Genomic DNA, 13,107 nt, shown 5'->3' with positions numbered 1-13,107 from the left:
GTCTCCCGCCGTGCGGCTATGCGGGCAGCGCATGGCGGCGTGGCGGAAGGGGCAGTTCACAGGCTGTGGCCGTGCGGGTAGAGTGGGGCATGCAAACTGTGGCTCCCACTTCCATCTCCGGTCTCCACCACCTCACCGCGATCGCGACCGATCCGCAGGCCAACGTCGATTTCTATGTCGGCGTGCTGGGACTTCGGCTCGTGAAGCGAACGGTCAATTTCGACGATCCGTCGGCCTACCACCTCTATTACGGTGATGCGGCCGGATCGCCGGGTTCGATCCTGACGTTCTTCTCCTGGCCGGAGGCGCGGCGTGGCCGCGTCGGCGGCGGGCAGATCACGCGCATCAGCCTGTCGGTGCCACCGGCGTCGCTTGATTTCTGGCGGGCGCGGCTCACCGCCGCCGGCATCACGGCGGAACGAGCGATCCGGTTCGGGGAGGAGGTGTTGGCCTTTCGGGACCCCGACGGCATTCCGGTGGAGTTGGTGGCCTTGGCGGACGACGCCCGCCTGGGCTGGGCGGGAACGAATGTGCCGGTCGAGCACGCGGTGCGCGGGATGCACACGGTGGAGCTGACCGTCGCTGACCCGGCGCCCACGGAGCAATTGCTGACGGCGTTGATGGGCTACCGGCTGCTGCGGCGGGAGGGAGACCGGGCGCGCTTCGCGGTGGCGGAGGCGCGTTCCGGCCAGTTCGTCGATGTGATCAGGCAGACCGCCGAGGCGCGGGCGATGGGCGGCGCGGGGACGATCCATCACATTGCCTTTCGCGTGGCCGACGATGCCGCCGAGCAGGCCATGCAGGAGCGTCTGCGCGAGGCCGGGTTCCGGGTGTCGCCGGTCATGGACCGTTCGTATTTCCGGTCGGTGTACTACCGTGAAGCCGGCGGCATCCTGTTTGAGATCGCGACCGACGTGCCAGGGTTCGCGATCGACGAGGCGCCGGAGGCGCTGGGGACGGCGCTCAAGTTGCCGCCGCAGTACGAAGCCGCGCGGGCCGAAATCGAGCGGGCACTGCCGCCCGTCGTGCTGACGCCCTGACCCAGGCGGTCAGGGCGTCAGAATGACGAAGAGGGGCGCGGCTCACCGTGGCGGCGGCGCGATCAGGTCGAACTTCCCGCGGCCCCAGGCCCAACCGTAGAGTCCCAGCAGGCTGGCGCTCGTGCCGAGAAGGATGGCGGACAGCGCGAGCGCGGCCCAGACCGCTTCGGCGACGAAGAGCGCCACGCCGACGGTGATTGCGACCAGGACGGCGATCGAAAGGACGAAGAGCACGGCCAGCGTGAAAAACCAGCGCCCGGAGGTGTCGTTGGTGGATTTGGAGATCGAGAGGATTGTCCAAACGGGCATGAGCGCGAACGCGACCACCGCCGCGCGCACCACCAACCCGAACGTCTGCAGCGCGGAGAGTGGCGTCGGCGCGAAGCCGAACTGGATGGCGATCCAGAGAATCGGAAGCGCGGCGATCGTACCCAGCGCGCTCACCCGCAGAAGTGTCCCCGAGAGTTCGCCGAAGCCGATGGGCAGGAACGCGTGGATGCCGACGATGCCATTGGACGAGATGACACCCTGCAGGCCGGTCCAGCCGCCCATGGCGGGTGGAAGCAACGCGGCGATGAGGGCAACCACGGGGAACCAGACGAGCCACTCGCCGGTTTGGCCGGCGGCGCGCAGCAAGGGCGCGGCGAGCGCGAAAACGAAGGCGAACAGCCAGATCCGTCCCCACCGGGCTCCTTGCGGCTGGAGAAAGTCCACGAGCACCCGCTGCCGCGGCGACAGCAGCCGGGTGACGCCGGCCTCGAGCCAGCCGCGTCGAAACAGCGCCAGCCCCGGCGCGGTCGTCAGGGCGTCGTCGATGCGCTCACGCCAGGCCCCGTCGTCCCCAGCGTGCGGCGTCTCGCTGCTCCCCGGCGCGGCGAACAGGTCGGGAGAAAACGGCGCTCTGCCGGCGGCATCGGCGGCCTGGATGGCGGCGTCCTCCTCGGCGGCGAAACTGGGCTCGTTCGCCGACTCGGTTTCGTCCAGCAGGGCGCCGACGCGGAAATCTCGTTCGCCGGCGTGGAGCGCGCGCCAGAGGCACACGGCGCTGGCGGTGCCGAGCGTGAGGACCAGGAGCCAGCCCCACCAGCCGCCGGCGACGGCGTCGGCCTGAGCCGTGGCCAGCCAGCCGCCGGGCGTGGCGAGCGAGAGCGTCCCCAGCAGGGGCGTGGTGAAGCGCGCGCCGAAGGCATTGCCGAACTGCAGGAGGAGCCACGTGCCGCCGGCGAACAGCCCGCCGATCGTGCCGAAGGGGAGCTGGGGCCGCCAGCGCGCCAGACCCCAGGCGACGGCGAGCGCGGTGAGGTATTGCGCCAGGGCGAAGACGGGTGCCGCCACCCATCCCGCCGGCGTGCCGGTCCGGGCGGCGAGGACCACGCCGAGTGCGAGCCAATCCACCGCCAGCCAGACGGCGGTGCGCGCGAGCAGGGTGACCTGGTGACGGAACACGGCCTCATCGCGGGCCGGCAGGAAGGAGAAGATCCAGAGCGACGCGCCGGAATGGAACAGGTCGGCGCACTGGCCCGCGCGCAGCAGCGTGAGCGCGAGCGTCCAGAGCACGAGGTACGGCAGGACGGCGGCAGGCTGCGGACTGGAGACGGCCGCGCTTGCGACGACAAACGGCACGAGCCAGCGCAACAACGCGATCGAGAGCGGCCGCGTGAGCCGGCGGCGCCCGACGCGCCGGCGCTCCCGGCGCAGCGCGGGATCGGCCTTGACGGCGGCGCGCACCCGCCGGCGCAGCCGCCGGACCACTTGACGATCGCCGGTGATCATGCGGCGGGCTCCCGAAATTGCCGCAGCCGGGCTTCGAGACTGTCGGGCCCGGTGGGGGGCAGCGCGGCCAGTTGCTCGCGGGTGAAGCTTTCGCGGAGCCGGCCATGATCGATGACGCACAGCAGGTCGCAGAAGCGTTCCGCGATCTCGAGGATCTGCGTCGAGTAGATGATGGTCGCGCCGGCGGCGGCCGATTCGCGGGCGCGCTGTTTCACGATGGCGAGACCCTGCGGATCGAGTCCCGAGGCGAACGGTTCGTCGAGGAGCCAGAGCTCGGGTGCGACGGCGAGCAGGGCGGAAAAGGCGACCTTGTAGAGTTGTCCGCGGCTGAGCGTTTCGAGCGGCGCCTCGGCGAGCGGGAGCAGGTCGAGGTCACGCAACGCGGCGAGGATTCGGTCGTCGACGCCGGGGTCGTCGCGCTCATAGGTGCGCAGCACGAGGGCGATGTGCTGGAGCGCGTTCATGCCGGCAAACAGCGCGGGGAAGTCGGGCAGGAACATCAGGCGCTGACGCTGGTCCAGCTGCCGCCGCTGGAACGGCTGCCCGTCAAACCGCACCTCGCCGCGCGTGGGCGCGACGATGCCGGAAAGGCAGCGGAGCAGGGTAGTCTTGCCGGCGCCGTTCAGGCCGATGACGGCGACGATGCGGCCGGGCGGGAGCTCGAGCGAGAAGTCGGCGAGGGCCATGACCCTGCCATATCGTTTGGTGACGCCGCGAAGCTGGAGGTGCACGCGCAGGGGAATTGGCCGAAGTGTCCGGGGCACACAAATCCTTTTCCCCTTACGTCGTGGCGGGCGCCACGGCGCAAGAAAGGGGGAGACGAAAATGCCGGGGTGCAAGGGCAGTGTCGCGTGGGCGGCTGATCGCGGCGTTGGCGGGCGAGGAAGAAGGACCGTACCCCCAAGGGGGATGCGCGACTGTGCTGCTGGGAGCGAGTGCCGCGGGTTGCCGTGAGGGGTGGTCGGGATTTTGTCGCTCGCATGACGATGAGGCTTTCGCCGCAGGCGGCATTCTTGGATCAGGCGATCGCCCGCCTCGGGCGCGACGCGCGCGTTGACGCGGTGCTCATCGCGGGCGCGTCGCTGACGGGCAGCGAGGACGAGCACTCGGATGTCGATCTCATCGTCGTGTGCCGGGATGACGGATACGCCACGGTGATGGCGGAGCGGCGCGCCCTGGCGGCATCGCTCGGACCGCTGCTGGCGGCCTTCACGGGCGAGCATGTCGGCGAGCCGCGGTTGCTGATCTGCCTCTACGGGCCGCCCGTGCTGCATGTGGACCTGAAGTTCGTCACGCGCGAGGCGCTGGGGCGGCGGGTGGAAACTCCGCTCGTGGCGTACGACCGCGTCGGCGACATGCCGGCGGTCCTGGAGCGGGGCGAGGCCGCTTGGCCGGCGCACACCCCCGAATGGTTCGAGGAGCGTTTTTGGATCTGGGTGCACTATGGCGCCACGAAGATCGCCCGCGGAGAGCTCTTCGAGGCGCACGCCATGCTCGCCCACCTGCGTGCGGAGGTGCTGGGCCCGATGGTGGCGCGCAATGAGGGGAAGCGACAGCGCGGGGTTCGGCGGGTGGAGCTGGACGTGCCGGGGGCGGTGCCGGCCCTGGCGGCGACGATCGCCCAATACGATCGGGCGGACTGCTGGCGTGCGCTCGATGCCGCCGTCGCGCTTTACCGCGAGGCCCGGCGGGTGCAGCCGCCGGGTAACCTGCGTCCGGATACCGAGGGGGCGATGGCCGGGTACCTGGCGGCGCAACGCTCGCGATTCAGCTGAGCGGCGCACGGGGCCAAGGTGGGGCCCCGCGCCCGGCGGCCGTGCCCTAACGTTAGGACGGCTCGGGAGATTGCCTCGGGTGGGGGCCAGGCGCAGGATTCGCGGCGCTTCAACCCCAACTCCCCATGATCTCCTGCGTCCGCCTCACTCTGCTTGCTTCGCTCGCGCTGGCATCGGTCGCCGCCGCTGCGCCAGCAGCTCCTGCCGCGACCCCCGACCCGGCGGCTCCTGTACCCGCTGCGCCGATCGTCATCGCGAACTTCACCGAGATGCTCCCGAACGTCTACGGCTACGGCACGTGGCAGAACGCGTTCGCCGTCGCACCCAAGGCCGGCTTTCGCGTGCTGGCGACAAAAGGCGCGCAGGGCGACGGCGGCTTCTGTCAGAACCTCCAGCCGGCGCTCGATCTCGCCGCGTGCACGTACATCGAGTTGGCGCTCGCGGTGCAGCCCGACAACCAGGTGCCGGAGTACACGATCACGTTCAGTGATGGTGACGGCACGCAATGTTGGGGGCGCGTGCGCGTGGCGCAGCTGGCGCCGGGCTATCCCGTCTGGCTGCGGCTCAAGCGGAGCGATTTTGCCGTGTCGACGCGTGATCCCGGCAAGGATGGCAAGATGGATTGGGCGAAGGTCGCGCAGTGGCACCTGCAGGGTGACTGGCAGACGAAGCAGCCGGCCCAGGTGCTGTTCATCGCGCTGCGCGGGCGCCCGTAAGCGCCGCGCGTTGTCCCGGTCCTCGCCGTCCATCGCATGCCGTCACGCCCCACCGCCGTGCCGCGTTCCGCCTCGCGTGTGATTGCCACCACGGCGCGGGCCCGCGAGACCTGGCAGGTTCGGTTGGCCGGCGTCGGGCTCGTTTTTGCCGCGGTGGCGGCGTACGCCAACAGCTTGGGCGGGCCGTTCATTTTCGATGACCTGCTGTCGATCCCGCAGAATCCGACCCTGGCAAACTGGCTGACCGCGCTGGCGCCTCCGGGCGGTGCGCTCACGGTTTCGGGCCGCCCCTTTCTAAACCTGACCTTTGCGGTGAACCGGTTCCTGGGCGGTGACGTCGTCGGGGGCTATCATGCCGTCAACCTGCTGATCCATGTCGTCGCCGGGCTGACACTTTTCGGCCTCGTGCGGCGGACGCTGGCTGGCCTCAGCCGAGCGCGCGCCGGGATGCCGGCGCCGGTGACGCGTCCCGCGGCCGACGCGACGTGGATCGCGTTTGCCGTGGCGCTGCTCTGGCTGGTGCATCCGTTGCAGACGGAGTCGGTGACCTACGTCGTGCAGCGGGCGGAGTCGTTGATGGGCCTGCTGTATCTGCTGACGCTGTACGGCTTCGTGCGTGGCGTGGAGGCGGGGTCGCAGCGCTGGTTCGCGTTGGCGGTGGGTTGTTGTCTGCTCGGCATGTTCACCAAGGAGGTGATGGTGTCCGCGCCGCTGCTGGTCTTCCTGTACGACCGCACGTTCGTGGCGGGCAGTTATCGGGCCGCGTGGCGGCAGCGGCGGGGCGTGCATCTCCTGCTCGCGGCGACGTGGTTGCCGCTGGCGGTGCTGGTGGGGGGCGGCGCGGGCCGGGCCGGCACGGCGGGGTTGGGCGTGGGCGTGAGTTTCGCGGCGTATGCAGCGACGCAGTTCGAGGCATTGTGCCGCTACCTGGCGCTGTCGGTGTGGCCGTGCCCATTGATCATCGATTACGGCGTCCAATGGGTGGCATGGCGCGAAGTGTGGCCGCAGGTGCTGGGGGTGACGGCGCTGGTGGCGGCGACGGGCTGGGCGCTGGTGCGTCGGCCCGCGGTGGGCTTCCTGGGACTTTGGTTCTTTGCGATCCTGGCGCCGACCTCGCTCATCCCGGGCATGCGGCAGACGCTGGCGGAACATCGCATGTACCTCGCGCTCGTGCCGGTGGTGGTGCTGGGCGTGTTGGCGGTGCAGGCGGTGCTCGGCCGCCGGGCGCGTTGGGTGCTGCTGGCGGTGGCAGCGGTCGGCGGCGGGCTGACGGCGCGGCGAAATCTCGATTACCAGAGTGATGCACGGATCTGGGCCGATGCCGTGGCGAAGCGTCCGGGCAACGCCGCCGCGCAGAACAACTATGGCAACATTCTCGCGCGGGAAGGACGGTTCGAGGCGGCGCTGGCGTGCTACGACGCGGCGCTGCGGATCGAGCCGGGGTTCGCGGACGCGCAGCACAACGCCGGCAACGCGCTGCTGAGCCTCGGCCGCCCGGCGGAGGCGATGGTGCGTTATGAGCAGGCGCTGCGGGCACTGGCCGGACGCGCGGAAGTGCGGACCAAGCTCGGCGATGCGCTGCGCGCGCTCGGCCGAAACGACGAGGCGCGGGCGCAGTACGAGGAGGCGCTGCGGCAGGATCCAAATTACGCGGCGGCGCACAACAATCTCGGCAATCTCCTGCGGGAGGCTGACCGGCAGCCGGAGGCGATTGCGCACTATGAGGCGGCGATCCGGCTCAAGCCGGAGGTGCCCGAAGTGTACAACAACCTGGGCATCGCGCTGCTGATCGCCGGGCGGCCGCACGACGCGATCGCTCGATTTGAGCAGGCACTCCGGCTGAACCCCGACCTGGCACAGGTGCACCTCAACCTCGGGCTAGCGCTCGCAAGCATCGGGCGCGGGGCCGAAGCGGCGCCGCATTTGCAGACGGCGCGCCGGCTTGGCGCCACGCTGCCCGACCTGGGCCGCTGAATGAATATCGGGCCTGGTCAGGCCGTCGCCGGGCTTTCAACGGTGGCGTCGGGCGGCGGCCAGGTGACGCCAGCGAGTTCCGGCGGCAGGCGGCGGGGAGCGGAGGGGTAGAACCGTGAGAGATCGGTCTGCGATACGGACGAAGTGCAGGTCTTCACGCCGCCGCGGCCCGAGTTTCGCTGAACGGCTGAACCCATTGCGGCGGCCAACGTAGCGGCGCTCCGGCAATGGGAGCTGGTCAACGGCTATCGGAGTCTTCTAGTGTCCGCGCGATCCGTCGGGGCGGGGTAGGCTGCACCTCGGGTCGCCTCCTACGCCATGTCACGCACGACCTTTACGGTGAATCTCGCTCCTGCGCGGGTACGCGGGCCGGAGCGCGAACTGAGCGCTGCTGATGTCGGCCGCTGATCCAGATTCGGGCAGCGCTGCCGGCTCCGACCCCACGCCGATGCCCGGCCGGGCGGCGGCGGCGGCACGTTGGCGCGAGATTCTCGACCACACGAGCGACGTGATCTTCGCGGTACGCGTGGAGCCCGGAAACCGGTTCGTGTACGAGGATGTCAACGCGGCCGTGGAGCGGTTGGGGCTGCCAGCCGCCGCTTTTCGCGACGGGACGCACACGGTGGCGGAGTTGCTGCCGAAGGCCGCGGCGGAGCAGACGATCGCGCAGTATGCCGCCTGCGTGGCCGCGCGGGCGCCGGTGGAGTTTGAGCAACAGATTCCGACGCCCGTGGGGGTCCGGGAGTTCTGTACCAAGATTGTCCCCGTGCTCGATGCCCAGCAGCAACAGGTCGTTCGGCTGGTGGGCTTTGGGCAGGACGTCACGGAACGGAAGCGGACAGAGCAGGCGTTGCGCGAGAGCCAGGAGCGCTTCAGCCGCATTTTCCATCTTGTCCCGGCGTCGATCAGCCTGGCGCGGATGGACAGCGGCATGTTGGTGGAGGTCAACCAGGGCTTCGAGCGCGTCTCCGGCTATTCTCGGGCGGAGGTGATCGGGCGCACGGCGGACGAGCTGAATCTCTGGTGGAACAACGCCGAGCGGGATCGGTTGGTCGAAGCGATGCGGGCACGCGGGGAGGTGCAGAACATGGAACTCTGGGCGCGCCGCCGGGATGGTCGGCGGATGCTGCTCTCGATCTCCGCTCGCGCGGTCGACGTCGCGGGCGTGGCGATGCGGTTGTCGATCGTCTACGACATCACCGCGCGCAAACAGACCGAGCTGGCGCTGCGGGAGAGCGAGGCGCGGATGGAGGCGGCGCAGAGCCAGGCGCAGATCGGCAGTTGGACGCTGGATCTGGAGAGCGGCACGGGCTTTTGGTCGCGGCAGATGTTCGGTCTTTTCGACCTCGAGCCCGGCGAGCCGCCGACCTTGTCCGAGGTCGAGGCGATGATTCACCCCGATGACGTGGCGCCGATGCGGGCGGCGATGCGGGCGGTCGCCGAGACGGGCGTGCCCGGCAATTTTGAGCACCGGACGAACCCGGATCGCTGCCGGCTGCGTCACCTTGAGGCCCACATCCTGGCGGCGCGTGATGCGGGCGGCGTGATCACGGGCCTGTCGGGCACGCTCCAGGACATCACGCACCGCAAGCAGGTCGAAGAGGCCTTGCGCGAGAGCGAGCGCCGACTGCAGCGGCTCCTGCAGAACTCCAACGACCTCTTCATGGTGATCGACGCCCAAGGCCGTTTTCTTTCGGTACATGGCCCGGTGGAAGCCGTGCTGGGCTACACGCCGGCGGAGATGCTGGGCCGGAGCGGCTTTGACGACATCCACCCCGACGACATGGAGGTCGCGACAAGCACGCTGCGGCAGACGCTCAGCAACCCGGCGGTGGCGTATCGGAACGAGTACCGCACGCGGCACAAGGATGGACACTGGGTGACGATGGAGACGGTGGGAACGAACTGGCTGCACGATCCCGGGATCCGCGGCGTCGTGCTGAATTCCCGGGACATTACCGAGCGCAAGCGGCTCACGGAGCTGCAGACGGCGAAGGCGCAGGCGGAGATCGCGAACCGCGCGAAGAGCGTGTTCCTCGCGAACATGTCGCACGAAATCCGAACGCCGATGAACGCGATCCTCGGCTTCACCCAGCTGCTGCTGCGCGACGCGAATGTGACCCCGGACCAGCGGGAGCGGCTGAAGACGATCGATCGCAATGGCGAATACCTGCTGGCGCTGCTGAACGACGTGCTCGAGATCTCGAAGATCGAGGCGCAACGGGCGACGCTGAAGGTTGGTCCGTGCGACCTGAGGGCATTGCTGCGCGACCTGCACGCGATGTTCGCGGCCCGGACGACGGCGAAGGGCGTGGCGCTGGGGTTCGAGGGTTTGTCAGACCTGCCGTCTCGGGTGATCGCGGACGAAGCGCGGATCCGCCAGATCTTTGTCAATCTGCTGGGCAACGCCGTGAAGTTTACGGATGCCGGCAAGATCACGGTGCGAATCCAGACGAGCCGGCAGGAGGATGGGCATTGGCTGGTCCGCGCGGAGGTCCAGGATACGGGGCCGGGCATCGCGTCGGAGGAACTCGGGCGGCTGTTTCGCCAATTTGAACAGGCGGACGCGGGCCGCCGGGTCGGATCGGGCACCGGTCTCGGGTTGGCGATCAGTCGCGAGTTTGCGCGGATGATGGGCGGTGACATCACGGTGCAGAGCGAACTGGGGCGCGGCAGCCGGTTCCTCGTCACGCTGCAATTGCGCGCGGCGCCGGAGGCGATGACGGAGAGCGAGCTGCGGCCGCGCGCGCGGGTCCTGCGCCTGGCCGTTGACCAGCCGGCCTGCCGGGTGCTGGTGGTCGATGACCAGGAAGACGGCCGGCGGATGCTGGTCGAGTTGCTGCAGGGCGTGGGCTTTGACGTGACGACGGCGGCCAACGGACTTGAGGCGGCGGCGCGATTCGAGCAGCGGCCATGTCATGGCGTGATCATGGATCTGCGGATGCCGGTGATGGGAGGCTCGGAGGCGACGACGCGCATCCGGGCGTTGGACTCCACCGGGCAGGTGAAGGTAATCGGCCTGTCTGCGAGTGTGCTGCGGGAGGGCGACGAGCCGCTGCCGGGGTTTGATGCCTTCATGGGGAAGCCGTTCCGGGACGAGGAACTGCTGGAGCGGCTGCGGCAGTTGCTTGGCGTGCGGTACGACTACGATGCGGCGAGGAAGGATGACATGCGGGTGCGGAGGCCGGCCGGGCCGGTACCGCCGGCGTTTGTGGGGCCGCTGCGGCGGGCGGTGGAGGCGGCGGATCTCGATGCGGTGCTGGCCTTGGTGGCGGAGATGAGCGCGGAGGCGCCGGCGCTGGCCGCGCAGCTCCGGGAGATGGCGGACCGCTTTGCCTGGGACGAGCTGGCGCAGGTATTGCCGGCGCCTTAACGGCGCCGGAGTGGCCGGCGGCGGGCCGCCGGAGTGAAAGTGGCCGGAGGCTGGGCCGCCGGAGTGAAAGTGAGAGTGAGGGGTGAAAGTGGCCGGAGGCACCGGAGGGCCGGCGCTGTGTGGCGCCGGCGGACGAGGCGCGTCAGGCGTCGTCGAGGTTGAACACGATCGGTATCTGCATGCGGGTGTTGACGGCACTGCCGGCGCGGCGGCCGGGTTTGAACTTCCACTTGCTTACGGCCTGGACGGCGGCGGATTCGAACTCGCGCTGGGAGGAGCGGACGGCGAAGGCGCCAAGGACATTGCCCTGGGTGTCGACGATGAACTCGACGAGGACCTCGCCCGTGACGCCCTGGCGGCGCTGTTCAAACGGATACTGCGGAGGCGTGCGCACCCGCGGGACGGGCTGCTGGTCGAGGCTGGAGGGATCGAAGATCTGCAGTTTGTGCCATGCGGTGTTGTCGCGGTGCTCGGGAATCTTCACCAGTGACGCGTTGGGCTGCACGTTTTCCGGCGGAGGCGGCTGGATGCGCTGGACGAATGACGTGTCAGTGACCACCTGCGGGACGTCGACCTGCATGGGCGGCGCGAACTCGGCGGGCGCGACGGCATCGCTCGTGGTCTCGACGATCTCGGGCTCCTCCGGCTCGAGCGGTGGCATGTCGATGACCGTGAGTGTGGGGCGCTCGCGCACGACGGGGGCCGGCGGCCGGTTGGGGAAGAGTTTCCCCTCGAGGAAGACGGTGCCGTGGATGACAGCGGAGAGGGCGAGGCCGATGACGAAATCCTGGCGCATGGTGCTGGGAGGGTGATTGAGCGGCCGGCCCGCTGCGTGCGGTCGGTCCGCTCGGAATCACGATCCAGCGGCAGATTTCTTAGGGGTGGGGAGAAAAAAGTCTCCACGGACGCGGGGGGCGTCCGTCGGAGTGCGCCTCGTAGGGAGTGAAAGTGAAAGGGGGGGAGCCGCTGACGGGTGGGACGACAGGAATCGTTCTCTTGCTCTTCCTCTTACTCTCACGATCACGCGCTGGAGTCGGACGGATGAAGAAATCCTTCAATCCATCCGGGCCGGACACGGAGGTCACGGAGACCGGAGGAGGGGGCACGGAGAACGAGAACGAGAACGAGGGCGTCGGCTACGAAAAGGCAGGCGCGGCCTCAATCCCTCAATCCCTCAATCCCTCAATCCCTCAATCCCTCAATCCCTCAATCCCTCAATCCCTCAATCCCTTGGGAGAAAGAGGAAGAGTAGGAGTAAGAGAAAGAGTTGGTGGGGCTACGGGACCCTGGGGGCGCTGTAGTCGATTACGCGGGGAGTGCCGACCTCGACTTTGCCGTTGCGGGAGATCTTGCGGGTGAGCGTGACGACGCCGGTCATTTCGCGACCAAGGTAGGGGCCTGCCGCGGTAACGAGGCTGGGAAGCGATTCGCTCATGGAGATGCCAGCGGAGTTCACGGTCATTTTGGTGCGCCAGAGGAGAACTTTACGGCCTTGTTTCATCGCGGCGTAGTCGAAGGCAGAGGCGACGACGAAGTAGCAGCTGCTAAAGGATTCCTCTACGAGATCCATCATCTCCGGGTTTGCGTTCATGAACTGCTGGAACGGGCTGCCGGGGTCGTTCTGCCCCGAGAGCAGGGGAGCGCGGGACTGGCGGGAAATGGCCTCGCGGTTGATCGCGGCGGCGAGTTCCTGGGAGAACTTGTCCCCCGCGACGAGCGAAGCGCGGTGCAGGACATCGGTGCGGGCGTGCGGGTCTCGAAGTACGATCCGCAGGAGCGAGGAGGCGTCGCGGGAATCGTCGTCGGCGAGAATGAACGGACCGGACGAAGATTCGCCGGATCCCGTGCCGTTACGGGCCGCGGTGTCGGCTGCGCTCTGCGCCATCTGCTCGATGGCGACAGTCTGCTGAAAGTCGTCCGCGGCAGTGGAGAAACGGGCAAACGAGCCGTAATTGAAGACGATCGCGATGGCTGGGAGTGGCGAAGATGGGCTGGCCGGCGTGTAATGACTCGCGGCCAGTGCGCCGTGCATCGCCCGCGTGAGATAGCCGACGTCCGGCGGCGTTTCGCCAGCGGGCGTATTGTTGCCGAGCTGGGTGAATTTGCCGGCGCTCGCGATGTAGTAGACCTGGTGCTCAGCGGTCGGGAGTGCGCGTTTCCGGCCCTCGGCGGTGAGCTCGGTGACGACGTGGAAATCGAGCGACGGATGCCGTTGCAGGGATTTGGGCAGGAGCGAGAAAGTCCAGCCGCTGCGGGACGGTTCGACGGGCAGGGGATCGGGCGCTGCGGGCTCAGACGCCTGGGCCAGCGCGACGAAGCCGAAGGCAAAGAGCGGCAGAATTCGGGAGAGCATCAAATGAGGGATTGAGGGAATGGGGGAGTGGGGGGCCGGCGCGAGGCGCCGGAGTGAAAGTGAAAGTGAAAGTGAGAGTGAGAGTGGCGGCGGCGGGGGACGG

The 13,107-nt window shown here is 68.7% G+C and carries 10 protein-coding genes; 5 read left to right on the top strand and 5 right to left on the bottom strand.

What is annotated here, in order from left to right; genetic code table 11:
• Positions 1–98 precede the first annotated feature (98 nt).
• The gene (locus DB354_RS07745) at positions 99–1,040 is read left to right on the top strand and encodes a ring-cleaving dioxygenase (RefSeq protein WP_233256583.1); all 942 of its coding nucleotides are present in this window, start codon (positions 99–101) and stop codon (positions 1,038–1,040) included.
• Positions 1,041–1,082: 42 nt separating this feature from the next.
• Here the strand turns inward: DB354_RS07745 and DB354_RS07740 are convergent, their stop codons facing one another.
• Both DB354_RS07740 and DB354_RS22255 read right to left on the bottom strand, forming a co-directional pair.
• Complete coding sequence (locus DB354_RS07740) at positions 1,083–2,813, bottom strand: hypothetical protein (protein ID WP_107834874.1); 1,731 nt, start codon at positions 2,811–2,813, stop codon at positions 1,083–1,085.
• The gene (locus DB354_RS22255; RefSeq protein ID WP_158277427.1) at positions 2,810–3,544 is read right to left on the bottom strand and encodes an ABC transporter ATP-binding protein; all 735 of its coding nucleotides are present in this window, start codon (positions 3,542–3,544) and stop codon (positions 2,810–2,812) included. The genes DB354_RS07740 and DB354_RS22255 overlap by 4 nt, the downstream gene beginning before the upstream one ends.
• 249 nt (positions 3,545–3,793) lie before the next feature.
• Here DB354_RS22255 and DB354_RS22250 point away from each other — a divergent pair, with 249 nt between their 5' ends.
• The 3 genes from DB354_RS22250 to DB354_RS07720 all read left to right on the top strand — a co-directional run bounded on the left by DB354_RS22250 (position 3,794) and on the right by DB354_RS07720 (position 7,278).
• Positions 3,794–4,588, top strand: coding sequence for a nucleotidyltransferase domain-containing protein (locus DB354_RS22250; RefSeq protein WP_158277426.1), 795 nt, complete (start codon positions 3,794–3,796; stop codon positions 4,586–4,588).
• 125 nt (positions 4,589–4,713) lie between these two features.
• A complete protein-coding gene (locus DB354_RS07725) occupies positions 4,714–5,304 on the top strand; it encodes a hypothetical protein (RefSeq protein ID WP_107834871.1) in 591 nt (196 codons plus the stop codon).
• Positions 5,305–5,340: 36 nt separating this feature from the next.
• Positions 5,341–7,278 (top strand): tetratricopeptide repeat protein, encoded by a 1,938-nt coding sequence (locus DB354_RS07720; protein ID WP_107834870.1) that lies wholly within the window; start codon positions 5,341–5,343, stop codon positions 7,276–7,278.
• 17 nt (positions 7,279–7,295) lie between these two features.
• Here the strand turns inward: DB354_RS07720 and DB354_RS07715 are convergent, their stop codons facing one another.
• On the bottom strand, positions 7,296–7,475 hold the full coding sequence (locus DB354_RS07715) for a hypothetical protein (RefSeq protein ID WP_107834869.1): 180 nt from the start codon (positions 7,473–7,475) through the stop codon (positions 7,296–7,298).
• A gap of 197 nt (positions 7,476–7,672) precedes the next feature.
• Here DB354_RS07715 and DB354_RS07710 point away from each other — a divergent pair, with 197 nt between their 5' ends.
• Entirely contained in the window at positions 7,673–10,651 is a 2,979-nt protein-coding gene (locus DB354_RS07710) for a PAS domain S-box protein (RefSeq protein WP_107834868.1), read from the top strand.
• A 142-nt stretch (positions 10,652–10,793) separates the two neighbouring features.
• On the opposite strand, the gene DB354_RS07705 is transcribed toward DB354_RS07710, so the two are convergent.
• The gene (locus DB354_RS07705; protein ID WP_107834867.1) at positions 10,794–11,447 is read right to left on the bottom strand and encodes an energy transducer TonB; all 654 of its coding nucleotides are present in this window, start codon (positions 11,445–11,447) and stop codon (positions 10,794–10,796) included.
• Between the two features lie 480 nt (positions 11,448–11,927).
• Positions 11,928–13,004, bottom strand: coding sequence for a hypothetical protein (locus DB354_RS07700; RefSeq protein ID WP_107834866.1), 1,077 nt, complete (start codon positions 13,002–13,004; stop codon positions 11,928–11,930).
• Positions 13,005–13,107 lie beyond the last annotated feature (103 nt).

The sequence above is a fragment of the Opitutus sp. ER46 genome, assembly GCF_003054705.1.
Classification (GTDB): domain Bacteria; phylum Verrucomicrobiota; class Verrucomicrobiia; order Opitutales; family Opitutaceae; genus ER46.
This window is presented reverse-complemented; position numbering and strand designations above follow the sequence as displayed.